Source organism: Mesorhizobium sp. WSM4837 (genome assembly GCF_055811435.1).
The window spans coordinates 132,031-158,368 of record NZ_JBVVQE010000002.1 but is presented as its reverse complement, the minus strand read 5'-3'; the positions used below and the strand labels follow the sequence as shown (position 1 = coordinate 158,368).

The window sequence follows — 26,338 nt, the reverse complement described above, 5'->3', positions numbered from 1 at the left end:
TTCGTCCAACTCTGGCGTATGGAACCACGCTCCAGATCGCCGTTCAATTTCGCGGCAAGCGTATTACTGGCGCATAAGTAAGCAAATTATGCGCCAGTTTGCGTCAAGTTGACTTATATGGACGGGTCGCGGCAGCACCCAGTGTGATGACGGCGAAGGCGACGAACACGACCCACAGACTGGCGCGCAGCGAGGTTGCCTGTGCCAGCATGCCGATGAAGGCCGGGCCGACGAGCAGGCCAGCATAGCCGAGTGCAGCGACCAACGACATGGCCGAGCCTGCCGCATGGCCGCCGATCCGGCCGGCTGCGGCAAACAGCAACGGCACTACGTTGGCGATGCCGAAGCCGCACAAGATGAGCGCCAGGAAGATGACCGGCACCGTCGAGATGCCAAGGATCACCGCCAGCGCAAGAGCACTTGCCGCGGCCCCAAGCCGCAACAGCCGTGCCGGCCCAAACGCATTGGCCATCGCGTCGCCGACCACGCGACCGACCGCCATCATGCCGGCAAAAACCGCAAAGCCGAAGGCGCCCGTGCTCTCCGACGCACCGGCATTGCCGACCAAATAGACGGCTGTCCAGTCCATCAGCGCCCCTTCCGAAAACAGCGCCAAGAACGCAATCCCACCAACGAGCAACAGCCGTCGCCGCTGGACGGGATCGAGCCGAGCCGAGCCTTCGTTCGACCTCTTGCGGACTGATATGTGCGGTTCGCTCAGCCAACAACCGGCTGCGCCGAATAGGATCACGCCCATTCCCGTGACGCCGAGGCACGCCTGCACATTGCCGCCAGCAGATAGAATCAATCCACAGACGCCTGCGCCCCCCAAATTGCCGACACTGAACAATGCGTGGAAGGACGACATGATATGGCGGCCGACGCGTCGCTCCAGGAAGGCGGCGTCCGTATTCATCAACACGTCGAGCGCTCCGAACGAGGCGCCCGCGAAGGCGACGACGAGCCCCAACGAGGTCACGCTCGGCGCATGCGGTGCAACGATCAACGCCAACCCGAAGCCGGTACAGGCGATAAGGCATAGGATGCGCGTGCCGAACCGCGGCACCAGCCGGCCGACATTGGTCATGGTCAGGATGGCGCCGGCCGCGAAGCAGAGCAGCACGAAGCCTAGCGTACCCTTGTCGATCTGCAGTTCCGCACTGATGGACGGCAGGCTCGCGGCCCACGCGCCGATACCAATGCCGCCCGCAAGAAAAACCATGAAGGAGGCCTGGCGTGACGGCGGCTTTGTCTCGGCGGTGATCATTGGAATCCTGCTTGCCGTCGGGCCGGCTGGTGGTTGGCGGCATGGTCTGTGGATGAGAGGCTGTCCGGTCGGTAGATGCACCGATGGGGATCGCTCATCACCCCTCGCCGGGATCGAAGCCTACTCGTGACGTTTGACGGCGGCCGCCCTGCCGGTCGCGGCAGCCTTTCCCACGGCTTCAGCGCCGGCGAGCGCCGCCAGCCCATCGCGTCCGGTGGCACGAGGGCTGCCAGTCCCGGCGATGGCGTTCAGGAATTGCTCGACCGTATCCGCGTAGAGATCGTTGGCCCGCAGCGGGATCGATTCGTTGCGCCCATTCACCCGCCGCGTTAGCGTTCCCGTGGAACGCTGCGCCAGTGTGCCGGCCGCTATCAGCGCCCCTTCCGAGCCGAGCGCCACGACCTGGCTTTCCACGTCGGGCGTGACGAAGCTCTCATGCACCTGGACGAAGGTACCGCCGCTCATCTTCAGGGCGTACATCGCATGATCGTGGACGGTGTTGGAACTGAGCGCCACGCCCGCGCCCAACGCGACCGCCGTCACCGGCGTCTGCTCCAGCAGGAACGAAGCCAGGTCTATGTCGTGGACGCTGAGATCAAGGTAGATGCCGCCCTCGGCCGCGTCCTTGATCCGCCACGATTGCAGAACGGGTCTGAGATAGCCGGCATGGACGATCATCAGCGAACGGACGGCACCTATCTCGCCGGCCGCGATCATCCGCTGCATCGTCTGGTGCACCGGCGACGACCGCAGATGGTGGTTGACGGCAAGCACCACGCCGGCCTTCTCGCAGGCACGCACCATCTTCAGGGCATCTGCCGAGCGGGTGGCCAGCGGTTTGTCGCACAGCACATGTTTGCCGGCTGCCGCTGCGGCCAGCACTTGATATCGGTGCTGCGTGTTGGTTGAGCTGATGTAGACCGCGCCGATCCGCCGGTCGTCGAGCAACGTGTCGAGATCAGAGCATGAGTCCGCAATGTCGAGGTCGCGCGCGAAGGCGGCGGCGCGCGCGCCGTCATGGCTCATCACGCTCAGGGGCCGGCCGCCGCTGCGGCGGATAGCATCGACCATGTATTCGCGCGCGATGGTGCTGGCGCCGATGAGACCCCAGCCGAAGCCGTCGAGGACCTCAACGGCGACCGTCAGGGCGCGCGGCATGGCCGTGGCCAAACCGGTATGGATGGAGTTCTTCGCTTTGCTCGGGGCCATTGGAACACTTCCAGTCAGGCGATTGAGACCCATTGGCGAAGCCGCGAGGAATCGAGGCAGGCGTCGACGATCTGGGTGATGTGGTGGCCGCTCTCGAAGGTCGGCCACATTTGCTCGCCTGTGACGATGGAGCGCACCACCTCGGCGATCTCGATCTGCTTGGATTCATTGTAGCCGAGCGCAAAGTTGGCGATCGGCAGGAACGCGGCATAGGTGGCGTTCTCCGGCCCGACATCGATCTCGCGAAAACCCCGTCGGCCGACGACGTCGTCGTTGGTGTAGAAGCGCAGCCGGTTTACTTCGTCGTAGTCATAGGCGATGCTGCCCCTGGTGCCGTAGATCTCATAAGTCTGCTTGAACTTGCGGCCGGTCGCGACGCGGCTGAAATCGACGATGCCCATTGCGCCGTTCTTGAAACGGCAGAGCAGGTTCGTGGCGTCGGTGTTGGTCACTTCGGCCATGTCCTCATTGCCGGTAAGCTCGGCGCCGCTGCCATAGTTGAACCCGGCAACGACGGGGCGCTTGTGCGTGACGATCGCGCAATCGGCGATCAGTTCAGACACCCGCCCCACCAGCCGCTCCATGAAAGAAAAGACGTGGCTGCCGGTATCGCCGACGATGCCCGTCGGCGCGAGCTTGCCGTCCGCGCGCCACATGAAGGGTGCGTTCGGATCGCCCAGCACATCGACATGCTGGCACGCCCTGAACAGCTTGATGTCACCAATCTCGCCGGAATCGATAATATCCTTGGCAACGTCGTGGATCGGGTTGCGCGGGAACGCGTGGCCTACGCGCGTGATGACACCCTTCTCAGCCGCGATGTCGGCGAGCTCGCGGGCCTCGGTTGCCGTATTGGCAAGCGGCTTTTCGCAATAGACATGCTTTCCCTGGAGAAGCGCCGCTTTGGCGACCTCGTGGTGCAGACTGTCGGGAAGGCAGATATCGACCAACTCCACTGACGAATCGGCCACCGCTGCGCGCCAGTCGGTCGACAGTTTCGCATTCGGGACCAGCTTGCCGGCCTTCTCCAGCGCCTGCTCGCTTCCGTCGACCAGCCAGGCAATTTCGGCCGTACCTTTGTCCGAGCCAAAGATGAACGGTATGTTCCGGTAGGACATGGTGTGGACCTTGCCCATCCAGCCGCAGGCGCCCAGGACGGCTACTTTCACGGATCTGCTCATTGGTCCTCTCCTGTCCACTCGAACTACTGGACCAGCTCGGCGCGCAGCTTTGATGCAGCGCGCAGTGTTACGGCGACGATCGTCAGCGCCGGATTCACCGCGGCCGAGGTCGGCAGCACGCTTGCGTCCATGATGTAAAGGTTCTTGACGTCATGCGATCGGCAATGCGTATCGACGACCGAGGTCGCGCCATCAGTGCCCATCTTGGCTGTGCCGCACTGATGCGATGGCGTACGACGATCGAAGGCGCGCGACAGCACGATCGGAAATCCGGCCGCCTTGAACACGCCGCGCACCCGCTCGACCAGCGTCCTGTGACCCAGCATGTTGGAGCGCTGCCAGTCGAGCACGATCGCCGACCCGTCAACCATGACCCGGCTTTCCGGATTGGGCAGGTCCTCGCTCATCACGTACCAGTCGAAGGAATACCGGGCGATCAGCCCCGTAACGAACTCCGGCACGCTGGGCATGTTGGCCTTGAAAATCGGTCCCGATATCTTGCCGAGCAGTTGCACGTTGCCGAGCGGAAAGCCGGTCTTGGAATCGTGCAGATAAAAGTCGTTGAAGCCGAAGGTCTTGGAATGGACCGCGGTGTTGCGCAGGCGTGGATCGAGCGTGATCATTGCGGTGCAGTTGTGGTTCATGAAGTTGCGGCCGACCTGGTCGGAGCCGTTGGCGAGACCGTTCGGATGCTGCCCGTTCGCCGAGCGCAGCAGGAGCGCCGCGGAATTGACCGCACCTGCCGCCACGATAAAGCGGTTGGCGCGCACCGGCACGTCCTGCCCCTTGTGACGGATCATTGCTTGCGTGATCGTCCTGCCCGAGGCGTCCGTGTCGAGGCGCAGCACCTCCGCGCCGGTCAAGAGTGCGACATTGTCGTGCACGAGTGCCGCCGCGAGCGGACCGGTTTCCGCGTCAATCTTCCCGGTAAAAGTGTCGGGGAAGGCATCCCACGGGGTCAGTGCGCGCTTCAGCCACGCGACATGATCGATCGCGATCGGCAGCGAACTTGTATGGATGCCGATCTTCTTCAGCCGCTGGCGGGCCTTGCCGATCGAGGGCTCGTCCGGAACGGCCGGAAAATCGTAGCGGGTCGAATGCAGCGGTTCTGTCGGATCGTCGCCCAGTTCGCCGCGGACGCAAAACAGCCGCTCGGCCTGGCCATACCACGGTTCGATCTCGTCATAGGAAAACGGCCAGCCCGGCGTCGAGCCCTCCATGTGCTGCTGCGGAGCGAAATCCTCCGCGCGGTTGCGGTACATGATCGCGCCATAGAATTTTGAGTTGCCGCCGACATTGTAGAAATTGCCGGGGCTGAACGGCGCCCGCGTGCCGTCGAGCCAGGATTCCTTGGTGCGGAAATGCTTCCGCTGGAAGATCGCGCGCTCGTCGCGCGTCTCGGGCGTATCCTGAAGCTGCTCGCCGCGTTCGAGGATGAGGATGCGCGCTCCCGTGTCGGCAAGCACGGACGCAGCCGTCGCGCCGCCGATGCCCGATCCGATGATGACGATGTCAGCGGAAAGCTCTGTCACTGCGCTTGCCTCGTGGGTGCTCGCCGCATGTTGGTCACGCCGCCTCGACCGCCTGCCCATAGCCGACATTCTTGCGCGCGAAGCGGCGTACCCGCACATTTGCCTGCTCGGCATGACCGGCGAAGCCTTCCATGATGCAAAGCCTGGAGCAGCGCTCGCCAATCATTGCCGAAGCCTCGTCAGTCACGATCCTCTGATACGTGCAGGTTTTCAGGAACTTGCCGACCCAGAGGCCGCCCGTATAGCGCGCTGCTGTCTTGGTCGGCAGCGTGTGATTGGTGCCAATCACCTTGTCGCCATAAGCCACGGTCGTGCGATGGCCGAGGAACAGCGCGCCGTAGTTGGTCATGTTGGCGAGGAAGTAATCGGGATCTGCGGTCATCACCTGGACATGCTCGGAAGCCATGCGGTCGGCCTCTTCGACCATCTCTTCCAGCGTGTCGCAGACGATCACCTCACCGCAGTCTTCCCAGGCCTTGCCGGCAATGGCCGCGGTGGGCAGGATCCTCAGCAGCCGCTCGATCTCGCGCATCGTGTCACGGGCGAGCTTTTCGGAATTGGTCAAAAGCACTGCCGGCGAATTCACGCCGTGCTCGGCCTGGCCGAGTAGATCGGTAGCGCACAGCTCGCCATCGGCCGTATCGTCGGCGATCACTAGTGTTTCAGTCGGCCCGGCGAAAAGGTCGATGCCTACTTGGCCGAACAGGAGGCGCTTGGCCTCCGCGACATAGGCGTTGCCCGGGCCGGCCAGCATATCGACGGATTTAATCGTCTCTGTGCCGTACGCCATCGCCGCGATCGCCTGGACCCCGCCCATGCAGTAGATCTCATCGGCGCCGGCAAGATGCTGGGCGGCGACGATCATCGGCGCCGGTCGGCCCTTGAAAGGCGGCGCACAGGTGATGACGCGGTCGCAACCGGCGACCTTCGCCGTCAAAACCGACATGTGTGCGGAGGCCAGTAGCGGGTATTGCCCACCAGGCACGTAGCAGCCGACATTTTCGATCGGGATGTGTCGATGCCCGAGGATCACGCCGGGCAGCGTCTCTACCTCGATGTCGAGCAGGGAATCGCGTTGCGCTTGCGCGAAGTTGCGCACCTGGTCCTGCGCGAAGCCGATGTCGTCACGCTCCCGAGGCGTAAGGCTGTCGACACAGGCTCGGATCTCGACATCGGTGAGTTGGTAGGACGGCCGGTCAAGCCCGTCGAATTTCTTCGACAGTTCCCGAACCGCCGCATCGCCGCGTAACGCGACATCCGCCAGTAGCGCCTCCACGGTCGCGGTCAGCTCCGCGTCCTGCGCAAATCCCGTAGCAGCCTTGGACGATTTCAGCCGTCTGATCATGTCTGGACCTTTTGGCGAGGCGTTTCATTGCCTCTCATTCGAGGGTGAGGCCGGAGCGGCGCGTTTCGGAAGGCAACAGCTTTTGCGAAATCACATATGCTGTTCGAGTTCGCGGCCGGCGGCGTATTCCGCCTGCTCCTTCTCGTAGTAGGCGGGCGACGGGAAATCCCACCAGCCGGTGACGAACGGCCCGGCCGCATCGCGTGAGGTGGTCACCTCGACCAGCGCCGGCGCGTTGGAATCGAGCGCCGCCTTCAGCGTCTTCTCGAGGTCGGCCGAGTCCTCGACCTTCCAGGCTTCCATGCCGAAGTTCTTGGCCACTTCGGCAATGTTGGCGGTGTATGGCTCGCCGTTGCCCTTGTGGTGATTGAACTCGCTGCCGACATGGCGGCCCATGAACTTGCGCTGGCCGCCGCGGATCGACATATAGCCGCGGTTGTTCTGGACCAGGAACACGGCAGGGATGTCGTTCATGACAGCCGTGCCCATTTCCGGCAGTGACATCATGAAATCGCCGTCGCCGACCACTGCAACTACTTGGCGGTCAGGCTGGGCGAGCTTTGCGCCGAGTGCCGCCGGCACCGCCCATCCCATCGGCGAGAACGAACCCGAGGTGAGGTGCGTTCGCGGTTCATAGACCGGAAAGGTCTGCTTGACCGCGCCCTGCGTGTTACCCGACCCGGCCAAGATGATGCCCGAGCGGTCCATCACCTTGCGCAGCGCGCCGAGCGGCCGCTGCGACGTGAACGGGCTTTCATCCGAGTCGCGGCGCGGCGCCAGCATCTCTTCCCATTCGGCCTTGGCCTTGCGGATATCGGCATGGAAGCGGTCCCGCCGGCCGAGCGCGCGGCTCGACTGCTGGTCCGAGATCAGCGCCAGCATCGCCTCGAGCGTGGCTCGGGCATCGGCGACGATACCGACTTCGGTCGGATAATTCTTGCCGATCTCATGATGATCGAGATCGATATGGATGAGCTTGCCCGGAGGGATGGAGAAGGACGCGCCCTTGCGGTAGCTCGACGCGGACCAGTCGGTGAAGCGGCAGCCGACCGACATGACGACATCGGCGCTGGCAGTGATCTGATTGCCGCAGGCTGTGCCGGTCTGACCGACGGCGCCGATCGACAGCGGGTGATCCTCGGGAAAGGCGCCCTTGCCATTCCAGGTCGAGGAGACGGCCGCCCCGACCTTCTCGGCCAGCGCAAGCAGCGCCTCCGAGGCATTGGAGCTGATTGCGCCACCGCCCGCGATGATGACCGGCCGCCCTGCCGAGAGCAGCAACGCTGCCGCCCTCTCGACAGCAATAGGATCGGGATAGGCCACGCCGATCGCCATGCGCGAAGCGAGCGGATGGATGGTGACGTCGGCCGCTTCGGTCTGAAGGTCCATTGGCACTTCTACATGCACCGGTCCGGGACGGCCCGACAGCATTGTGTTGAAGGCACGGTGCATGATGAAGGGCAGTTCGTCGACGCGGCCCGCCTTGTACACGCGCTTTGTCACCTGCTCGGTGATGCGCGGGAATGCGTTCTCCTGCTGGCGCTCCAGTTCCTGCATGACGCCATGGCCCTTCATGTGCGTCGCCGGACCGCCGGAAACATAGAAGGCCGGAATGGAGTCGGTGTAGCAGGTTGCCAAGCCGATGATGGTGTTGGTCGCGCCCGGCCCGATCGAGGTCGAGCACGCCATCGGCTTGCCCGAAGCGCGGAAATAGCCGTCGGCCATGTGCACGGCGCTCTGCTCGTGCATGACCTGGATGAGCGGAATCTGTGAGCCTGACTCCAGAAATGCGTCGAACAACGACCAGATGCCGTGGCCGGGAACGCCGGCGACATATTCGACGCCGTACTCCTTCAGCGCTCGTGCTACGATTTGTCCGCCCGTCAAATTCATCGGTTCCACCTCGTTTTTCGCGTGGCCGGCGGGTCGATGGCTCGGCACCCGGCAGCAGGATCGAGGCAGAGTTTCAGGAAATTGTCATTGACGCACAATTTCGCAGACACTTGAATATTGACGCGACATGACGCAACATATGCGACATGTGACTTAAAGTGGGCGAGGTCGATGGAACACGCCGAAAACCAGGTGGCCCACTTCTCGGCCAACCTGCGCCTGCTCTGCGAGCGTCACGGCTCGATCTCCGCCGTCTGCCGGAAGATCAATCTGAATCGTCAGCAATTCAACAAATATCTTTCCGGGCTGCACATGCCCTCGCCGCAGAACCTGCGGCTGATCGCCAATTACTTCGGCCTGAGCGTGCCGATCCTGTTTTCGCAGCCGGACGAGTTCCGCACTCTCGTGGAGGGAAATTTTTTCCACGCGATGGAAAATGTGCGCCGTTCGCCCGAGCTCAACAAGTTCGTCGAGGCGATGATCGTCGAATCGAGCGGCGACCAGAAAGAGGTGCTTGGCGTCTGGGACCGCTACCAGTACTCGTCGATCTACAAGGGGTTCGTCCTGCGCTCGGCGTTCTGCATCTACAAGAACAACCAGTTCCTGCAGCACTACTATATCGAGCGGTTCCCGAGCTACGACGATCCGACGAAGACGGAATATGTTTTCAAATATTACGGCTTTGTCTTTCCAGTGGCCGGCCGACTTTTCACCGCCGACTTCGAAGGCATTCAGCGTAACGAGCTCACCTTCGGCGTCTATGCGCCGGTCAAGCGCAGCTCATCGAAATTCATGTTCGGCATTGCCACAGGCATCGCGGCCACCATGTTCCGCCAGCCTTATTCGACCAAGGTGGCGCTGCACTACCGGGGACCTGGGTTGCTCAAGCGCGAGCACCTCGACGCACTGACCGTGCTCGACCGTGGCGACCCCTCAATCCCGCGCGAGGCCTTGCAATTCCTTGGCGATGGCTCCGAAATGATCCAGCTCGGCTGACGCAATCCGACGCGGCCGAAGCGTCAAACACGCTCGCCAATGCGTTCGCCACGAAATTGCGGGAGCGTGCGCGGCCGTGTCAATTGGCGCGGTCCGGCTGAGCGCCGAACGTCCGGTCAGAAGGAGCGCGATTTTGGTAGCCACCGTCAACTCGACCATGATGCCGTTTTCCAACGTGGCGCACCTGCCATTCGAGGAAAAGCTGCGCGCCACGCGGTTGGCCGGATTCGGCGAACTTTCGCTGATGCCCCTGGAGGTCGAGCGCCTGCTGGAAGGTGGCATGAGTTTTGCCGAGATGAGGTCCCGCGCGACCGACCAGGGCGTCTCGATCACCCGGCTCGATCCGCTCAACACCTGGCCGCGCATCTGGCGTCCCGACAACATGGACGAAGCCTATATCCGCTCTGTCGACACGACGCCGGATGCGTTCTTTCGGCTGATCGATGGGCTGGGTTGCACCCATATGAGCCTGAATGCCACGTTCCCGTTGAATGCGATGTCGATCAACGAGATCACCCATCACTACGCCGCCATCTGCCGTCGCGCTGCAACGTACAGGGTAACCTGCGACCTCGAATTCATACCACTGTGGGGTGTTCCGGCGCTTGAGATGGCCTGGCAAATCGTCAGCGCAGCGGACCAGCCGAATTCCGGTCTGGTCTTCGATGTCTGGCATTTCGTTCGGAGCCGCTCGAAGCTCGACACCCTTCGCCAGATTCCCGGCGGCATGATCCATTGCCTGCAGCTGAACGACGGGCCATTCGACCTTCCGGCCGGCATCTCGATCAAGGATGACTGCTACAACAGGCTCTTTCCGGGGGACGGCGACTTTCCCAACGTGGAGATCATCCGGGTCCTGGCCGAGGGCGGCGGCCTCAACCAGGTCGGGCCGGAGGTCTTTTCCCCGATGCTTGCGACCATGTCGACCGAAGTGGTCGCGGCCAAATCCGCGGCCTCGATCGCTGCCGCTTTCGATGCGGCCGGCCTGAACGCCTGACGGCTTCCTCTCCCAAGAGCTGACGCCTCGATTGGAAGCGATACTTCGCGCATCGTGCGCAACATCGCTTCACGAAACCCTGTCGTGCGAAATTGTTAACCGGCACGAAACTGGGGACTATCACCCGGCAAGAGCAGGCGACGGATCGATCTGACGACCTGCCGACGGGAACCACGAAGGCGTCGTTGATCGGCGCGGACAGTGTCGGACGGAGCCGGCTCGGATGGGCGGGCGATGGACGAAGCCTTGGGAGTGCTGCGAATGAGCCTTTCACGCACGAGGACGGGAGCATTGCTGGCCACGCCGGCGATACTCTACATGATCGTCTTCTTCATCGTGCCAAGCCTGATCCTGTTCGCCTACAGTTTCTGGTCGTCTGCGTCCTATCGGATCGTGCCAGACTTCCAATTCGAAAACTATCTCGGCTCGCTGGCCTCGCCGGTCTTCTGGAAGGTCACCTTCAACGCCGTCCGCATCGGCCTCTTCACCGCCACGGTCACGCTGATCCTGTCGATCCCGGTCGGCTACTACCTGGTCTATGTCAGCCGTTCGCAGACCATCCTCTATCTCATCCTTATTACGTGGTTCTCGAGCTATCTGGTGCGCATTTACGCCTGGCGCACGCTGCTCGGCACGAGTGGCGTGCTCAACACTGTGCTCCTGCAGCTCGGTGTTATCGATCACCCGGTCTCGGCTTTCCTGTTCAGCCCCTTCGCGGTGACGATCACGCTGGTCCATATCTACCTGCCGTTCTGCATCCTGCTGGTCGTATCCTCGCTGAGCGAGATCAAGCGCGACCTGGTCGATGCGGCGCGTGACCTGGGCACGTCGACGATCGGCGCATTCTTCAAGGTCATCGCGCCCAACGCGGCCAACGGCCTGGTCGGTGCCTTCATGCTGACCTTCATCCTTGTTGCGGGCGACTATGTGACACCGCAGATGCTGGGCGGCTCGTCGGGACAGACCACTGGCCTCCTGATCGCTGACCAGTTCCGCAAGACTGGCAACTGGCCGCTCGGCGCGGCGCAGGCTTTCCTGATGTTCGGTGTCTCGATCATCCTCTACGTCGTCATCACGGTGCTTGGCCGCGCGACCGGCCTGATCGTCAAGCGGCGAGCAAAAACCGAGCGGGAGATCTGACTGTGCTGCTGCGGATCATCGTCTGGGCCATCCTGGCCTTCCTGCTCGCCCCGCTCTTGATCATCGTACTGTTCTCGTTCCACGCTTCACCAGCCCTGTCCTTCCCCTTCGCGGGATTTTCGCTGCGTTGGTACGAGGAGCTGTTCGGCAATGCGCAACTGGGCTCTGCGGTCATCAAGAGCCTGACGATCGCTCTACTCACCGCGCTGGTGACCCTGCTGCTTGGCGCCACGGCGTCGCTGGCCTGGCTGCGCTTCGGCCGCGCCGGCCGCGGCATGATCGAGGCGCTGACGGTCACGCCGATCGCCCTGCCCGGCCTGTTCGTTGGCGTTTCGCTGCTCGTACTCTTCGCGCAGTCGGGCACCCAGCTCTCGACCGCCACGATCGTGATCGCTCATGTCGTCATCGCGATCCCGATCCTGATCGTTGCGATGAAGGCGCGACTGGCGCTGTTTGACCCCTCGCTGGAGGAGGCCGCGCGTGATCTTGGCGCCTCGCAGATACAGACCTTTGCCCGCGTTACCCTGCCGTTGATCGCGCCGACCCTGATAGCATCCTCGATCCTGGCCTTCGCCGTGTCTTTCGATGAGTTCGTGGTCACCTCCTTCGTCGCCGGCACGGAAACGACCCTGCCCATGTACATCTGGTCGATGATGCGCCGCACGGTGACGCCGCTGGTCAATGCTATTTCGACACTCGCCCTCTTCTTCTCGATCGCAATCCTAGTTGCTTCCTGGCTGATCGGTCAGGCCCGTCGGCGCTCTGCGATTGCCGGCCGCCTCGAACAGTTGGAACCTTTGCCATGACCAATCCCAAGACGATCATCAATATCCGCGATGGCAAGAAAGTCTTCGGCAGTTTTGCCGCGTTGACTGACATCAATCTCTCGATCCGCCAGGGTGAGATCCTGACGCTGCTCGGGCCTTCCGGCTGCGGCAAGACCACGTTGATGCGCTTGATCGCCGGCTTCGAGACGCTGACCTCGGGCGCCATCAGCATCGATGGAAGCGACTGCGCCGGCACGCCGCCGGAACACCGTCCGGTGAACATGGTTTTCCAGCGCTATGCGCTCTTTCCTCATCTCGATGTCTTCGAAAACGTGGCCTTCGGCCTGAAGGTCAAGGGCATGCCCAGGGCCGAGGTCAAGGAGCGGGTGAACCGCATGCTGCACATCGTGCAGCTGGACAATTTCGCCAACCGCTACATCGACGAGATCAGCGGCGGCCAGAGCCAGCGCGTGGCGCTGGCGCGTGCCCTGGTCAACGGCCCCAAGGTGCTCCTGCTGGACGAACCGCTGGCCGCGCTCGACCTGAAGATCCGCCAGCACATGCTGGCCGAGATGAAGCGCATTCACACCGAGACAGGAGCCACTTTCGTCTATGTCACACATGACCAGGACGAGGCGATGATCCTGTCGGACCGCGTCGTCCTGATGGAAAAGGGCCGCATCGTGCAGATCGACCGGCCCGAGGACATGTATGCCAGGCCGAAATCGCTGTTTGCCGCGAAATTCCTTGGGGAAACCAACCTGTTCGATGCGACTGTCAGCGCAGTCAACGGCATCGGCACCACCGCGGTCACGCCGGCCGGCATCCCCTTCCTCGGCGCCGAGACCGCGGATCGCCACGTATCGGAACGCATTACTGTTTCCATCCGCCCGGAATCCTTGAGTTTCCATGGTGGCGAAACGGCAGCCCAATCGGCCGAAGGTACTGTTGAGGATGTCGTCTTCATCGGCAGCCGCTCGTTCTACACTGTGCGTCTCGACGACCAGTCCCCGGTCCGCATCCAGGTGCAGCGTAACGGTCGCCTCGCTTTGCCGTCGATTGGCGACCGTACCCGCGTCTACTGGGACTCGGCCAACGTCGTCATGCTCCCGCATACCTGATGCGGCGCCAGACTTGTGCATCTCCGGCAATGGCTTTCGCACACTGACGCACACAGCGCGCCATGAAGCGCCGGCATTCGGCACCATGCGAAATTGTTTCTCGCCAGCGCAGCCAACACAATCAAGCTCTTAACGGATCTCAAAAGGGGAATTCGACAATGAGAAAAATCTGGTCCACCGACGAAATCATGCAATTCGCAACAAGCCGCCGGTCATTTCTTGGCGGCGCAACGGCGCTTGCCGGCGGCGCGATGCTCGCGCCGTTCATTCCCAATCTGGCGCATGCGGGTTCGGGCGATCTCCAGATCATGGCCTGGGAAGGCTGGGAACTGACCGACGAGCTTGCCGACTGGATTTCCAAGAACAACCTCAACGTCGAGGTCTCGGCGATGGGCAACCAGGACGACGTCACCACGAAGTTCAGCGTGCCGAACCCGCCGCCTTTCGACGCTGCCGAATACAACCAGGGCTATGCCGACCTTTATCTCGATGTGCTGAAGATCACCAAGCCGCTCGACAAGTCCAAGCTGCCGAACTACAGCGCCGACAACCTTTTCGACGTCTTCTACGACAAACCGACCTGGTTCCGGAACGGCGAACTGCACGGCGTACCCTACGCCTGGGGCCTGAACACCATCGTCTACAATCCGAAGATGATGGAAAAACCGACCTCCTATGAGGATCTCCTGAAGCCGGAACTGAAGGGGAAGATCGTGCTGGTCGACGACACGCTGGTTACCTGGCCGGTTGCGGCGGTGCTGGCGGGCTTCAAGACCTTTCCGAACCTCACCAAGGACGAGATGGCCAAGACCTTCGAGCACCTGAAACTCTATCGCGATCAGGCCCGCACCATCAGCCTGACCTATGGCGACGTCGTGTCGCTGATGGTGTCCGGCGAGGTCGCTGCCTGCTTCGCCGGCTGGACCGGCATCCCGACCGAGACCGCAAAGCAGAATGTCGAGACGATCTATACCATCCCCAAGGAAGGCGCCGCGACCTGGTGCGACGCCTGGTTCATGCCGCCTGGCGCCGACAACGAGGAAGCTGCCTACGAGTTCTTCAACCAGGCGATTTCACCGGAGGTGCAGGCCAAGGTCGTCACCCGAAATGCGGCCGGTGTCGTCTCGTCGAAAGCGGTCGACCTGCTGCCGCCCGAGACCAAGGCGCTGTTCGACTATTCCGACGTCGAAGGCATCTTCAAGGCCGCGCCGCTTCTCGGCATTCCGCCGCTCGAGTCAAACCAGTATGCGACGTATGCCGACTGGGTCGCCGCCTGGAACGAATTCAAAGCAGGCTGACCACACCCAACCAGAGCGAGGCGCATCCTCCCAGCGCTCCCTGCGAGGCGGCGGCCGTGCATGCGGCTGCCGCCCCACCGTACAGCTCGTGCAACAGAGGCAGCACCAATGCCAGACTACATCGTCATTGGCGGCGGCTCCGCCGGCTGCGTAGCCGCTTCGCGGCTGTCGGAGGATGCTGGCAGTTCCGTGCTCCTGCTGGAGGAAGGGCCTGAAGATCGGGCCATCGAAATCCATCTGCCGGTGATGGTCTACAAGACCGCGACTGGCAACCTCTTGCAGCGGTTTGAACAGGAGCCGACCGCCGAGAATCCAAGGGCCACGCCGCCGACCATGGTGCAGGCGCGCGTGCTGGGCGGCGGCAGTTCCGTCAATGCGATGCTCTACATACGTGGCATTCCGTCGGACTATGACGGCTGGGCCGAACAGGGTGCCGAGGGCTGGACTTACAAGGACGTGCTTCCCTTTTTTCTGCGCGCCGAGGACAACGACACGCTGGCTGGCGACGCGCATGCATCGGGCGGGCCGCTGAAGGTTTCCAATCCGCAGTATGTCAGCCCGTTGACGCGGACCTGGCTCAAGGCCTGCCAGCAGGCGGGGATCCCCTATGTCGCCGATTTCAACGCCGGTGAGCAGGCCGGTTCGGGTCTCTACCAGATCACGGCGCGCAACGGCCGCCGCGCCAGCGCCTCGGTCTGCTATCTGAAGCCGGCGCGCAGTCGGCCGAACCTCAAGGTGCAGACTGGCGCCCGGGCTACGCGTATCCTGGTCGAGAGCAATCGCACCGTCGGGGTTGAATACGTCCAGGGTGGACGCACGCGCGTCGCGCGTGCCGAGCGTGAAGTGATACTGTCGGCAGGCGCGATCAACTCGCCCCGTCTGCTGCTGATTTCCGGCATCGGCCCGGCCGAGCATCTGAAGAAGACCGGCATACCCGTCCTACACGATCTTCCCGGTGTCGGACGCGGTCTGCAGGACCATGTGGATTGCTACCTGATCTATGAACTGAACGGTCCCCACGGCTACGACAAATACAAGAAGCTGCATTGGAAGGCCTGGGCGGGCCTTCAGTATGCGCTGTTCCGGCAGGGACCTGTCTGCTCCAACATCATCGAGGGCGGCGCCTTCTGGTGGGGCAATGCCGACGATCCGCACCCCGACCTGCAGTATGCCTTCCTTGCCGGTTCGGGCGTCGAGGACGGCGTGGCGACGGTCGAAAGCGGCCGTGGCTGCACGCTCAATGTGTGTCAGACACGGCCGCGGTCGCGTGGGTTCGTCGAGTTGCGTTCGCCAGATCCGTTCGCACCGCCAAGAATCGTGCCGAACTACCTGTCTGACCCGTACGACCTCGACACGATGGCCGAGGGGGTGCGGCTCGGGCAAGAGATCATGGGACAGCCAGCCCTGAAGCCGATCGTCAAGCGCGAGCAATATCCCGGACGGCTGATGCGCACCAAGGATGACTATCGCGGCTATGTGAAGGAGATGGCGCAGGGCGCGCTGCACCCGACCGGCACCTGCCGGATCGGGAGGGATCGCATGGCCGTGGTCGACAGCGAGTTGCGGCTGCACGGCCTCGACGGGCTGCGCGTCGCGGACGCCTCGGTCATGCCGAGTGTGCCTTCAGGCAATACCAACGCTCCATCGATCATGGTCGGTGAGCGCGTCGCCGACTTCATACGTCGCCGCCGCAACGCGCATTGAACCGAGATTATTTCCTTATGCAGGAGGCAAAGAATGAGCGACAGAAAAGGAATTCCGGGGTTGACCGCCATGGACCATATCGGCCTTGTGGTGCCCGACATGAAGGAGGCGATCGCCTTCTTCAGAGATGTCATCGGCTGCGAGTTCATCTATTCCGGCGGCTCGATGAAGGACGACAACGGCACCTTCATGCAGGACAAGATGAACATCCACCCGCGCGCCGACATGAAGGAAGTCGTCTTCATGCGTTGCGGGAACGGCAGCAACATCGAGCTGTTCGACTTCGAGGCGCCCGACCAGAAGCGGGTCTACCCGAGGAACAGCGACATCGGCGGCTACCACCTTTGCTTCTATGTCGAGGATATCGAGGCGGCCGCCGACTACCTGACAGGTAAGGGCGTCAAGGTCTTCGACCGGCCTGAACTTGAAAAGCAAGGACCGGGAGCGGGCGAATCCTGGGTTTATTTCGAGGCACCGTGGGGGTTGCAGATGGAGCTGATCAGCTATCCCGACGGCAAGGCCTACGAGACAGATGCGCCAAAGCTTCTCTGGAAGCCGGCTCGCTAGCGGACGCTCGCAGCTGGGGCACTAACTGTTCGCGGGACAACCGCGAACGGTGGAGTTCGTTGCACCGATCCTAGATCCAACCGCCGTCCACGATAAATTCCTGCGATGTACACAACGCGCTGTCATCAGCAGCCAGAAACAATGCCATCGCCGCGATATCGTCGGGCTGGATGCGCGTGGGAATGCCTGCAGAGCATCAATGCGGGCTTCGCCTTCAGGAGTGAGGTGTTCGCGCCTCTGTCTTTCCGTCATCACCCATCCCGGAACAAGCGTGTTGACCCGGATATTGAAAGGACCGAGGGCTCGGGCCAGGCCCTTTGTCAGACCGTGCGCGCCAGCCTTGGCTGTCATGTAAGCGGGTAAGTTCGACCCAATACGCGTGCTTACCGAGCCAAAGTTGATGATCGACCCGCCTCCAAGACGCTTCTTCGAACGCTCGAAGCCGTTGCAAGACGGTGTTTCCCAAGGGAAAATACGATATCTTCACTCAGTCCCATATCGAGACTGGAATACCGCGACCCAGGAGGGCGCATGAGTCAGAGTCAGGAAACGTTGGACAAACTCCAACGGGACACGTTCGAATATTTCCTGAAAGAGAGCAATCGCGCCAATGGAATGGTCCCCGACAACACGCGCACAGGCTCGCACGCGAGCATTGCCGCGATAGGGTTTGCATTGACGGCCTACACCATCGGCGTCGAGCGCGGCTTTATCACACGCACCGAAGCGATCGAGCGCACACTCACGACACTTCGATTCTTTAGCGACAGTGAGCAGAGCGAGGAGGCGGATGCGACCGGTTACAAAGGCTTCTATTACCACTTTCTATACATGGACACCGGCCGTCGCGCCTGGGAGTCGGAGTTGTCGACGATTGATTCGACATTTCTGCTCGCTGGCATCTTGGCCGCCGCTGAGTACTTTGATGGAGACGCGCGCGACGAGCGCGAAATACGATCTCTGGCTGAAGAACTCTACGCCCGGGCCGATTGGCAGTGGGCGCTTAATGCCGGAGAAACCGTATCGATGGGTTGGAAGCCGGAGTGCGGGTTTCTGCCGGATCGGTGGGAGGGCTATAACGAAGCTCTGATCCTTTACGTGTTGGCACTGGCTTCGCCGGCCCATCCAATTCCAGCCGAGAGCTACAAGGCCCAAACCCGGACTTACTGCTGGAAGAATCTCTATGGCCTGGAGTTTCTCTATGCCGGCCCATTATTCATTCATCAGCTCTCTCACATGTGGATCGACTTTCGCGGCATTCAGGACGAATTCATGCGTGAGAAGGGGATTGATTATTTCGAGAACAGCCGCCGTGCAACTTACGCACAACAGCAATACGCGATCCGTAATCTATTGGACTACAAAGGATACAACGAGCATTGCTGGGGCATTACCGCGAGTGATGGTCCTGGGCCAACCTGTGTGAAGATCGACGGCGTTGAGCGTCACTTCTTCGACTACACGGCGCGCGGCATCCCATATGGTCCGGACGATGGCACCATTGCGCCCTGGGCCGCGATTGCATCGCTACCTTTCGCCCCTGAGATCGTCTTGCCAGCACTGCGGCACTTTAATGAAGTATACCCGGAAGTGACCAGTGATTACGGCTTCAAGTGCAGCTTTAATCCAACCTTTGAATCAGGGCATCAAAGCAACCCGGGTTGGATCTCAAAAGGTTATTACGGACTCGATCAAGGACCAATCGTGTTGATGATCGAGAACCACCGCACGGGATTTCTTTGGGAGTTGATGAAGAAATGCCCGCTCATTGTCGAGGGTCTGCGCAAGGCGGAATTCACCGGGGGTTGGCTGCAATTGTCGTAGAGCGTCGGGCACATTCGCGTTGGCACATCAGACGGGGTTCTGCTACTCAATGCTCCCGGTCATCATCAACGAGCGCGGCGCGCCGCACTCCAGCGCGTTGCGGCGTGGGTTTCCCAAGCTTTGTGTGCCCGGTCCGGTCCGCGTCAGAATCTATAGAGGAGCAACGACAGCAATTACGTCATCGCTTGCAAAACTGACATCCGATCTGCGTCAGCTTGCTGTCTCCGCGCGCAGGCGCCGGAACTCGAGCGTGGGCAAGCCGCCCCAGCCCCAATTGTCAGTGTCGACCTCATCGATGATGACAAAGGTCGATTCCAAGGGCTTGTTCAGTACGTCGGCAAGAAGCTGGCTGGCGCCCTTGATCAGCGCTGCCTTCTCCTCGGCGGTGACGGATGCCATTCCCGGTTTCGTGCCCTCGCGGGTCACCTGGATGGTAACAATCGGCATGGTGCCTCCTCGAAAAAATGGATCGCGCGTTGAAGAAGGATTCGCTCAATGGCCGGCGCTCTGGCCGCCATCGACATGCAGGATTTCCCCGGTCACGAAGGACGCCGACTCCAGGTAGAGAATCGACTCGACGATGTCGGCGATCTCACCCATGCGTCCAACTGGATGAAGCGCGCCAAGCGCCTCATGCGTCTCGAGCGGATGCATCTGCGTTTTGATGACACCCGGCGAGACTGCGTTCACCCGAATGCCGCGGCTCGCATATTCGATGGCGAGCGATCTGGTAACGGCGCTCAAGCCGCCTTTCGTCAGTGCGGCGAGCGCCGCCGGCAAAGCCGCATTCGGATGGGCGACCAGGCTCGTCGTGACCTGCACGATATGGCCGCTGCCGCGTTTCTGCATCTCGGCGATGGCGAGCTGCGTGATTCGGAAAAATCCGGCGACGTTGACGCCCAGCACCGTGGCGAAATCATCGCCGGTGTAGCCGGTGAACGGCTTGGAGATAAAGATGCCGGCGTTGTTGACGAGCGTGTCGATCCGCCCGAAGCGATCCACTCCTGCGGAGATGACGCGCTCGGCCGTCTCGGGATCCGCGATATCGCCGGCTATGGCCAAAATGTCGTCATCATCAGACCGGTCAATCGAACGCGCCGTTGCGATGACCCGGTATCCCAGCCCCCGATATCCTTCGACGAGAGCCGCACCGATACCGCGCGACGCACCGGTGATGACTGCGACTTTTTGTTCGTTGACCAAAGTAATTCTCCTTCCGGCTGCTCTGTATCCATTCACTTTGAATGTATAGGAGAGATGAACGAAAGGCGGCGCGAAATCGATTGTACGATGGTGTTGTCGATACCTTTGGATTGGTGAGGGCAACGAGTTGTTCACGGGCGTTACACACGAACGCGCTTCGAGTGGGAGTAATCGAGTCAGGGGCCATCCGTTGAGGGCTGGGCTGTGATAAGCCAGACGCCCGCGGCGTCTGCCGCTATTGCGTAAGGTTGAGCCTTGCGGCCATATTCACCAGATCTGGAAGAGAGCGGGCTTTCATCTTTCGCATGACCTGGCCCCTGTGAGCCTTCACTGTGATCTCGCTTATGCCGAGTTCAAAACCCACTTGCTTGTTCAGCAGGCCGGAGACGACCAGAGCCATGACCTCCTGCTCGCGGCAACTGAGCGATGCATGGCGATCTTGCAGAGCACGCACCTCCGAATTAAACTCAAGCGCGGTTCTGCTGCGCTCCAGCGCCTCCTTGACGGCGCTCAGCAGCGTGTCGGCGTGGAATGGCTTCATCAGGAACTCAACAGCGCCCGCTTTCATCGCCTTGACAGTCATAGCCACATCGCCGAACCCCGTGACGAAGACGATCGGCGTATCCGTCCACTCGGCAGAGACGAGCTTTTGCAGATCAAGCCCGCTGATATCCGGAAGATTGACATCCAGGATCAAGCAATTCGGAACATTAGGTCGCGGGTGAGAGAAGAATGCCAGAGCGGACTCGAAAGCTTTCGGGCACCAGCCCGCAGAAAGGATGAGCGATTCCAGCGACAAGCGGACCGATACGTCGTCGTCGACCACAAAAACGACCGGTTGATCTTGCGGCGACATAGATGACCCCGCGTCAGCAGTTTGCGCCAACTCCATGCCTTGCAAGAAGCCGTTGACAGCTTCCCGCTTGGGCCAGCGGGTCGCCGCCAGGCGCCGACGCAAATTTACAAGCGTCTCTTCTGAAAGGTTGATGCGTGAGAGAGGAATCGCGTCACCTCCCTGAGCCGCGCCTACCCGCGCGTGTGCGGTGCGTTCGGCTGGTTTGGCAGCAAGGCCGAAAGTGCTGGCGGCTTCCCTTATCGCGAGGACGTTTCGCCGCTTGGCTTCGAAAAGGTTATCCATTGCGTGGCTCCTGAGTTCGGTGTTCGGTAGCCCGGCGGGGGAGCAAAAGGTGTCCATGTTGCAGCACTGCAGGTCGCGGAGCTGCGGGCAACGCTTAGTTGCAGTCCGCCTAGTGACTCATTTCGACCCTCGTCAAGTAATGTGCTGCAATCCTAAGATTCTGTGCTGGATTTGCTATCCAACGATCGGAAGGCGTGCTCATATCAAAGTATGAGTTGGATAGCGCAGATCGCCGCTTTCTGTCGCGCTATGACGACGCAAAGTCTCGGAGCGATAGCTTCGATGAGAACCATGAGTGTTATTGAGGTTTACGGGGCAGCGCTTGGCCTGAGGCAACTCAGGAATAAATCCCGCGTAGGTAGCGCAGATCGTTGTTGGCACGGTCGGAAGCCCGGTGCAAGCGGGTGCCCAGCTGCGCGATCGAATAGGCTGCGTCACACTTTCGTTGATGCACGCCCAGAGTTCTGACATGCTAACCCAGCGATGCCGCTCCCCTCGGACCAAAAATCCATTGTTCACGTGGTCGACGATGACGCGTCGATGCGAGAAGCGTTGCATGGCCTGTTCCTTTCGATAGGGCTCGAAACACGGACATATGCATCCGCACAGGATTTCCTCGCCACGGCCGTTCCAGATTCCCCGGGCTGCCTTATTATTGATGTCAGGTTGCCTGACATGAACGGGCTGGATTTTCAGGCGCAGCTATCACAGACGGGTGTTCAGTTGCCGGTCGTGATGATGACCGGATATGGCGACATTCCCATGTCAGTTCGCGCCATGAAGCGCGGTGCAGTGGACTTTCTCCCAAAGCCTTTCAAAGATCAGGACATGCTCGATGCCGTGTTGGCGGCCATAGAACGCGACCGGCAGCGGCGCGCCCTAGACGGCGATGTTTCAAAAGTGCGGGAGCGGTTTGGAACACTATCGCCACGGGAGCAGCAGGTAATGCTACTGGTCACGGAGGGAAAGATGAACAAGCAGGTGGCCGGCGACCTCGGAATCAGCGAGATCACCGCCAAAATTCATCGCGGCGCGGTCATGCGCAAGATGGGTGTGAGGACCTTGGCGGACCTGATCCGGATGGCCGACGTAATCAACCCCAGGCGGCGGCCGTAAGCGCCGGGGTAACACTCCCGTATAGGTTCCTTACAACGGCATCCATGCCAGAATTGCGATCCTACTATTCGCCTGGTGCAAATCCGGGGAAAGGACGATGTGTCAAGAGAGCTCCTAATTGCGGTTGTCGATGATGACGAATCATTCCGCATGGCTCTCGTCGACAGCCTTCGTTCGCTCGGCTATGGGGCACGCGGATTTGCATCCGCGGAGGACTTCAACGCCTGGGAAGCGGACGCGTCATGCAACTGTGTCATCACTGACATTCACATGCCGGGCATGAGCGGGCTTGATCTTGCCCGGCAACTCACAACGCGTCGTCGCGGGGTGCCTGTAGTGATGGTCACCGCACGTTCAGACTTGGGCCTCGACGCTCGTGCGGCCGCAACTGGCGCAATCTGCCTGCTTCGAAAACCGTTCAAAACGGACGCGGTGATCGACTGTCTCAAAAAGGCCCTAAAGGCCTGATGGTCCGCCGGGACTTGAGAAGAAGGGCCGGCAAGCCACGCAATATTTTGGCACGGTCCCAGATCGGCTTGTCACCGCTCGATCCCTGGCGCATTCTCACGAAGGCTACTAGGACATCCGGAACGGACCCTCAATCCAATGACGGAAAGCAGGGACTCAGCGTTGGCGCCGGCCTCGCGCATCACCCAGCCGCTGGTCCTGGCGAACATCCCCCCAAGTCCCGGTCAAGGCCGAATTGCGCGCGCTTTTCTGCTGGCCCTGCTCGTCATACTTCTCGGCACATGGCCCTTTGCGGCCATCCGCCTGCCCGAAGTCGACGCGTTCGTACCAACTCTTGCCGCCGCCCTGTTTGTCAGCGACTGCGTGACCGCCGCGCTTCTGTTTGCCCAATTCTCCATTTTGCGTCAATGGGCACTCCTGGTGATTGCGAGCGGCTATCTGTTCAGTGCCTTGATCGTGATTGCACATGCGCTGACGTTCCCGGGAGCGTTCACGCCGACCGGCGTCCTGGGCTCGGGATTGCAATCCGCCGTCTGGCTCTACTGGTTTTGGCACGCAGGGCTGCCCATCTCGATCATCGGCTATGCGCTGCTCAAAGATACGGATCGAGTGGCCGACGCCCGGGTCACGCGACGTGCCATCAGTTTGAGCGTCGTGGGCGTTTTTGCCCTCGTCATCGGATTGTTCTTGTTCGTTACGCACTTTGAACACTTGCTGCCGATACTTTTTGTAGACGTTCGTCCGCTCAGTCTCTTTCGTCGCACCATCGGCGGGATGGTGGTCCTGGCGCTGGGCGGAATTGCTCTTTGGTTGCTGTGGCCGCGACAGCGTTCCTTACTCGACCAGTGGCTTATCGTCGCTTTGTGCGCGCTCTTGCTTGAAGTGGCCTTGGCTTCCGTGTTGAGTGCCGGCCGCTACAATCTTGCTTGGTATGCCGGCCGCTTTTATCAACTCGTGACAGCCACAGTTGTGATGGTGGTGTTGCTTGCAGAGATGACACGGCTGTATGCGAGCCTCGCTCGTTCGAACGCTATGCTGCAACATGAGCGCAAGAGGCTGCAGCGGGCCATCGATGCGCAGCACCGCGAGCGCGATGCCCGATTGATGACCGGCGATGCCGTTGCCGCCACGATTGCACACGAGGTCAAGCAGCCCCTTGCTGCTATGATAACGAGATCCGAAACCGGTTTACGATGGCTCGATCGCGCGGTTCCCGAACTACACATGGCGAGAACGGAGTTCATGAAGATCGCCGCTGATGGGCACCGCGCCGCCGCGGTTATCGAGAGCATCCGGGCAAACTTCCGGAAGGATGAACGCGTCAGAGCTTCGTTTGACGTCGAAATCACGAATGCGATTGAGGCCATGATCACAGTGGATGGTCCACGCGAGCTCGCCGTCAGTTCCAGTCTTAGCGACGATGGCGATGTACTGATTTCGGTAGCTGACACAGGCATGGGCATCGCCGCACAGGACCTGCAGAGGGTTTTCGATCCGCTCTTCACCACCAAATCTCGCGGGATGGGAATGGGCCTATCGATCTGCCGTTCGATTGTCCAAGCGCACGACGGTATGCTCTGGGTTTCGCCCAACGCACCAAGGGGCTCAATTTTTCAATTTGTTTTAGGTGCCAAGACCGCATGATCCGTCGGCACGGTGTGAGGCCTCGAGACCAAGCGCCATTTGATAATCATTCCGGAGTCGTCGCGCATCGGACTGCATTGGAGGCGGAACCAACGGTACTGCCCGTCTAAGCGTCGTACGTGCTTCCATTTCGCCGGGCTCGCCGGACGCAGGATTAATCGCCAGCGTTTTGAGGATTGAGTGCGGCCTCCACCCACCCGTCAAGCTTCGTCGAGCCGCACACCGGTGTATCGGGCCGCCAGACTCGAATGACAAATTCGATCTGCTCGTCAGGCACCCCAATCCACGCTATGGCCGGCAACGCATCCAAAACGCCGACCGAAACCGATCTCCGTTGCCGTGCTTTCGCGTGTGTCAGCGTGGAGGCGATCCTGCGACAACGATGCGACCGTCCATTGTGTCTTGGTGTCGGCTTTCAGACGTGCACTGTTCTCGGGCCGCCACCAATACAAAGGTATCGCCGACACCATCGTGCAATAGATTTGCGTCCGCTGTTCGTCGATCTGTGTGTCGCATCCCCGAGTGGAAAGAAACACACAGGAGGACGTTATGTCAGCACTTTCGATCTTGCCCACACGGCGCGAACTACTTGCCGCCACAGCCGCTGTCGGCGCCCTCACCCTGCTCCCCGGAGGGCTACGCGCGGCGGGAGCCAGCGATTCAATCCGCCCCTTCACTGTCGACATCCCGCAGGAGGAGATCACCGAGCTTCGCCAGCGGATTGCCGCGACACAGTGGCCCGATCGCGAAACGGTTGCCGATTCATCGCAGGGCGTCCAGCTCGCGACCATTCAGAAGCTCGCGCAATATTGGGCGACGGATTACGACTGGCGCAAAGGGGAGGCCAAGCTCAATGCCTACCCGCAATTCATCACCGAGATCGACGGGCTGGACATCCATTTCATTCACGTCCGTTCGAAGCATGAAAATGCATTGCCGCTGATCGTTACGCACGGATGGCCCGGCTCGGTTTTCGAGCAGCTGAAGATAATTGATCCGCTGACCAATCCCACGGCGCATGGCGCTAACGCATCCGACGCGTTCGATGTGGTGATCCCGTCGATGCCCGGCTACGGGTTTTCAGGCAAGCCGACCACGACCGGCTGGGGCCCCGAGCGCATGGGCCGAGCCTGGGCAGAGCTGATGAAACGCCTCGGCTACACCCGCTATGTCGCCCAGGGCGGCGACTGGGGCGCGTTCGTCGTCGACCAGATGGGCTTGCAGGCGCCTGCGGGATTGCTCGGCATCCACACCAACATGCCCGCCACCGTTCCAGCCGACATCGACAAGGCTGCTCAGGCAGGCGCCCCGCCGCCGTCTGGTCTCTCGGCCGATGAAAAACATGCGTACGAGCAGCTCGTCGCGACATTCAAGCAGGTCGCTTATGCAAGGCTGATGGCGTCGCGCCCGCAGACCTTGTACGGCATTGCGGACTCGCCAGTCGGCTTGGCGGCCTGGCTTCTCGACCACAATGATGCCGGTGGCCAGCCGGCCGCGGCGGTCGCCGCGGCTCTGGATCGGACCACGAGCGCCACCGGTGAACTGACGCGCGACGAAATCCTCGACAATATCACGCTCTACTGGGTGACGAACACGGGCGTGTCGGCGTCGCGACTCTACTGGGAGTACAAGGGCGGCTTTTTCAATGCCAAGGGAGTCTCCATCCCGGTCGCAGTGAGCGTGTTCCCCGGCGAACAATATCAGGCTCCGCGTAGCTGGACCCAGCAGGCCTACCCCAAGCTGATCTACTACAACAAGGTCGACAAGGGCGGCCACTTCGCGGCCTGGGAGCAGCCGCTGCTTTTCGCCGCCGAGCTCAGGGCCGGCTTCCGGCCGCTGCGCCACGAAATCTGAAACGAGCGGGACTTAGCGCCCCGCTCTCCTCCCGAGGCGCGGACCGGGCCATTCGAGCCCGGTCCGCCCGTTAA

The 26,338-nt window shown here is 61.3% G+C and carries 22 protein-coding genes and 1 pseudogene; 13 read left to right on the top strand and 10 right to left on the bottom strand.

Annotation, left to right across the window (positions count from 1 at the left end):
- Nucleotides 1-103: 103 nt before the first annotated feature.
- The 6 genes from AC0L3D_RS02075 to AC0L3D_RS02050 form a co-directional block, all read right to left on the bottom strand.
- On the bottom strand, nucleotides 104-1,267 hold the full coding sequence (locus tag AC0L3D_RS02075; RefSeq protein ID WP_473642897.1) for an MFS transporter: 1,164 nt from the start codon (nucleotides 1,265-1,267) through the stop codon (nucleotides 104-106).
- A 120-nt stretch (nucleotides 1,268-1,387) separates the two neighbouring features.
- Entirely contained in the window at nucleotides 1,388-2,425 is a 1,038-nt protein-coding gene (locus AC0L3D_RS02070) for a Gfo/Idh/MocA family protein (RefSeq protein ID WP_473642896.1), read from the bottom strand.
- A gap of 65 nt (nucleotides 2,426-2,490) precedes the next feature.
- Nucleotides 2,491-3,657 carry a Gfo/Idh/MocA family protein gene (locus AC0L3D_RS02065; RefSeq protein WP_236377362.1) on the bottom strand — a complete coding sequence of 389 codons (1,167 nt, stop codon included), beginning with the start codon at nucleotides 3,655-3,657 and terminating at the stop codon, nucleotides 2,491-2,493.
- Nucleotides 3,658-3,680: 23 nt separating this feature from the next.
- Complete coding sequence (locus AC0L3D_RS02060; protein ID WP_473642894.1) at nucleotides 3,681-5,189, bottom strand: GMC oxidoreductase; 1,509 nt, start codon at nucleotides 5,187-5,189, stop codon at nucleotides 3,681-3,683.
- Nucleotides 5,190-5,223: 34 nt separating this feature from the next.
- On the bottom strand, nucleotides 5,224-6,534 hold the full coding sequence (gene hisD / locus AC0L3D_RS02055) for a histidinol dehydrogenase (RefSeq protein ID WP_473642892.1): 1,311 nt from the start codon (nucleotides 6,532-6,534) through the stop codon (nucleotides 5,224-5,226).
- A gap of 90 nt (nucleotides 6,535-6,624) precedes the next feature.
- On the bottom strand, nucleotides 6,625-8,427 hold the full coding sequence (locus AC0L3D_RS02050) for a thiamine pyrophosphate-binding protein (RefSeq protein ID WP_473642890.1): 1,803 nt from the start codon (nucleotides 8,425-8,427) through the stop codon (nucleotides 6,625-6,627).
- A gap of 171 nt (nucleotides 8,428-8,598) precedes the next feature.
- Between AC0L3D_RS02050 and AC0L3D_RS02045 the strand changes: the two genes are divergently transcribed.
- From AC0L3D_RS02045 to AC0L3D_RS02010, 8 genes are all read left to right on the top strand, one after another.
- Nucleotides 8,599-9,423, top strand: a complete 825-nt coding sequence (locus AC0L3D_RS02045; protein WP_473642888.1) for a helix-turn-helix domain-containing protein — start codon at nucleotides 8,599-8,601, stop codon at nucleotides 9,421-9,423.
- Between the two features lie 133 nt (nucleotides 9,424-9,556).
- Nucleotides 9,557-10,420: a sugar phosphate isomerase/epimerase family protein gene (locus AC0L3D_RS02040; RefSeq protein WP_473642886.1), complete on the top strand. Its 864-nt coding sequence runs from the start codon at nucleotides 9,557-9,559 to the stop codon at nucleotides 10,418-10,420.
- Nucleotides 10,421-10,681: 261 nt separating this feature from the next.
- Nucleotides 10,682-11,560 (top strand): ABC transporter permease, encoded by an 879-nt coding sequence (locus AC0L3D_RS02035; protein ID WP_473642884.1) that lies wholly within the window; start codon nucleotides 10,682-10,684, stop codon nucleotides 11,558-11,560.
- 2 nt (nucleotides 11,561-11,562) lie between these two features.
- On the top strand, nucleotides 11,563-12,366 hold the full coding sequence (locus tag AC0L3D_RS02030; protein WP_287362994.1) for an ABC transporter permease: 804 nt from the start codon (nucleotides 11,563-11,565) through the stop codon (nucleotides 12,364-12,366).
- A complete protein-coding gene (locus AC0L3D_RS02025) occupies nucleotides 12,363-13,448 on the top strand; it encodes an ABC transporter ATP-binding protein (protein WP_473642882.1) in 1,086 nt (361 codons plus the stop codon). Before AC0L3D_RS02030 ends, AC0L3D_RS02025 begins: the two co-directional genes overlap by 4 nt.
- A 158-nt stretch (nucleotides 13,449-13,606) precedes the next feature.
- The gene (locus AC0L3D_RS02020; protein ID WP_287362992.1) at nucleotides 13,607-14,746 is read left to right on the top strand and encodes an ABC transporter substrate-binding protein; all 1,140 of its coding nucleotides are present in this window, start codon (nucleotides 13,607-13,609) and stop codon (nucleotides 14,744-14,746) included.
- A 108-nt stretch (nucleotides 14,747-14,854) separates the two neighbouring features.
- The gene (locus AC0L3D_RS02015; protein WP_473642880.1) at nucleotides 14,855-16,450 is read left to right on the top strand and encodes a GMC family oxidoreductase; all 1,596 of its coding nucleotides are present in this window, start codon (nucleotides 14,855-14,857) and stop codon (nucleotides 16,448-16,450) included.
- 33 nt (nucleotides 16,451-16,483) lie between these two features.
- Nucleotides 16,484-17,017, top strand: coding sequence for a VOC family protein (locus AC0L3D_RS02010; RefSeq protein WP_473642878.1), 534 nt, complete (start codon nucleotides 16,484-16,486; stop codon nucleotides 17,015-17,017).
- A gap of 70 nt (nucleotides 17,018-17,087) precedes the next feature.
- Here AC0L3D_RS02010 and AC0L3D_RS02005 read toward each other — a convergent pair.
- Nucleotides 17,088-17,419: pseudogene (locus AC0L3D_RS02005) on the bottom strand (SDR family NAD(P)-dependent oxidoreductase).
- A gap of 129 nt (nucleotides 17,420-17,548) precedes the next feature.
- On the opposite strand from AC0L3D_RS02005, the gene AC0L3D_RS02000 reads away from it, so the two are divergent.
- The gene (locus tag AC0L3D_RS02000) at nucleotides 17,549-18,841 is read left to right on the top strand and encodes a glucoamylase family protein (RefSeq protein ID WP_287066762.1); all 1,293 of its coding nucleotides are present in this window, start codon (nucleotides 17,549-17,551) and stop codon (nucleotides 18,839-18,841) included.
- A gap of 210 nt (nucleotides 18,842-19,051) precedes the next feature.
- Here AC0L3D_RS02000 and AC0L3D_RS01995 read toward each other — a convergent pair whose 3' ends face one another.
- The 3 genes from AC0L3D_RS01995 to AC0L3D_RS01985 form a co-directional block, all read right to left on the bottom strand.
- Entirely contained in the window at nucleotides 19,052-19,288 is a 237-nt protein-coding gene (locus AC0L3D_RS01995) for a tautomerase family protein (protein ID WP_287066760.1), read from the bottom strand.
- A gap of 45 nt (nucleotides 19,289-19,333) precedes the next feature.
- Nucleotides 19,334-20,044: an SDR family NAD(P)-dependent oxidoreductase gene (locus AC0L3D_RS01990; protein ID WP_473642875.1), complete on the bottom strand. Its 711-nt coding sequence runs from the start codon at nucleotides 20,042-20,044 to the stop codon at nucleotides 19,334-19,336.
- Nucleotides 20,045-20,279: 235 nt separating this feature from the next.
- Nucleotides 20,280-21,182 (bottom strand): response regulator transcription factor, encoded by a 903-nt coding sequence (locus AC0L3D_RS01985; protein ID WP_473642873.1) that lies wholly within the window; start codon nucleotides 21,180-21,182, stop codon nucleotides 20,280-20,282.
- A 483-nt stretch (nucleotides 21,183-21,665) separates the two neighbouring features.
- Here AC0L3D_RS01985 and AC0L3D_RS01980 point away from each other — a divergent pair, with 483 nt between their 5' ends.
- From AC0L3D_RS01980 to AC0L3D_RS01965, 4 genes are all read left to right on the top strand, one after another.
- Nucleotides 21,666-22,298 (top strand): response regulator transcription factor, encoded by a 633-nt coding sequence (locus AC0L3D_RS01980; RefSeq protein WP_023801673.1) that lies wholly within the window; start codon nucleotides 21,666-21,668, stop codon nucleotides 22,296-22,298.
- 75 nt (nucleotides 22,299-22,373) lie between these two features.
- The gene (locus tag AC0L3D_RS01975; RefSeq protein ID WP_353682777.1) at nucleotides 22,374-22,766 is read left to right on the top strand and encodes a response regulator transcription factor; all 393 of its coding nucleotides are present in this window, start codon (nucleotides 22,374-22,376) and stop codon (nucleotides 22,764-22,766) included.
- A gap of 162 nt (nucleotides 22,767-22,928) precedes the next feature.
- A complete protein-coding gene (locus AC0L3D_RS01970; RefSeq protein ID WP_473642871.1) occupies nucleotides 22,929-24,410 on the top strand; it encodes an MASE4 domain-containing protein in 1,482 nt (493 codons plus the stop codon).
- 549 nt (nucleotides 24,411-24,959) lie between these two features.
- Nucleotides 24,960-26,264, top strand: coding sequence for an epoxide hydrolase family protein (locus AC0L3D_RS01965; RefSeq protein ID WP_287259547.1), 1,305 nt, complete (start codon nucleotides 24,960-24,962; stop codon nucleotides 26,262-26,264).
- The last annotated feature ends 74 nt before the right edge of the window (nucleotides 26,265-26,338 follow it).

Bases quoted from the DNA above. Each gene is read 5' to 3' on its own strand.
- AC0L3D_RS02075 (WP_473642897.1), bottom strand. From the start codon at position 1,267: ATGATCACCGCCGAGACAAAGCCGCCGTCACGCCAGGCCTCCTTCATG.
- AC0L3D_RS02070 (WP_473642896.1), bottom strand. From the start codon at position 2,425: ATGCCGCGCGCCCTGACGGTCGCCGTTGAGGTCCTCGACGGCTTCGGC.
- AC0L3D_RS02065 (WP_236377362.1), bottom strand. From the start codon at position 3,657: ATGAGCAGATCCGTGAAAGTAGCCGTCCTGGGCGCCTGCGGCTGGATG.
- hisD (WP_473642892.1), bottom strand. From the start codon at position 6,534: ATGATCAGACGGCTGAAATCGTCCAAGGCTGCTACGGGATTTGCGCAG.
- AC0L3D_RS02050 (WP_473642890.1), bottom strand. From the start codon at position 8,427: ATGAATTTGACGGGCGGACAAATCGTAGCACGAGCGCTGAAGGAGTAC.
- AC0L3D_RS02045 (WP_473642888.1), top strand. From the start codon at position 8,599: ATGGAACACGCCGAAAACCAGGTGGCCCACTTCTCGGCCAACCTGCGC.
- AC0L3D_RS02035 (WP_473642884.1), top strand. From the start codon at position 10,682: ATGAGCCTTTCACGCACGAGGACGGGAGCATTGCTGGCCACGCCGGCG.
- AC0L3D_RS02025 (WP_473642882.1), top strand. From the start codon at position 12,363: ATGACCAATCCCAAGACGATCATCAATATCCGCGATGGCAAGAAAGTC.
- AC0L3D_RS02020 (WP_287362992.1), top strand. From the start codon at position 13,607: ATGAGAAAAATCTGGTCCACCGACGAAATCATGCAATTCGCAACAAGC.
- AC0L3D_RS02015 (WP_473642880.1), top strand. From the start codon at position 14,855: ATGCCAGACTACATCGTCATTGGCGGCGGCTCCGCCGGCTGCGTAGCC.
- AC0L3D_RS02010 (WP_473642878.1), top strand. From the start codon at position 16,484: ATGAGCGACAGAAAAGGAATTCCGGGGTTGACCGCCATGGACCATATC.
- AC0L3D_RS02000 (WP_287066762.1), top strand. From the start codon at position 17,549: ATGAGTCAGAGTCAGGAAACGTTGGACAAACTCCAACGGGACACGTTC.
- AC0L3D_RS01995 (WP_287066760.1), bottom strand. From the start codon at position 19,288: ATGCCGATTGTTACCATCCAGGTGACCCGCGAGGGCACGAAACCGGGA.
- AC0L3D_RS01985 (WP_473642873.1), bottom strand. From the start codon at position 21,182: ATGGATAACCTTTTCGAAGCCAAGCGGCGAAACGTCCTCGCGATAAGG.
- AC0L3D_RS01980 (WP_023801673.1), top strand. From the start codon at position 21,666: ATGCCGCTCCCCTCGGACCAAAAATCCATTGTTCACGTGGTCGACGAT.
- AC0L3D_RS01965 (WP_287259547.1), top strand. From the start codon at position 24,960: ATGTCAGCACTTTCGATCTTGCCCACACGGCGCGAACTACTTGCCGCC.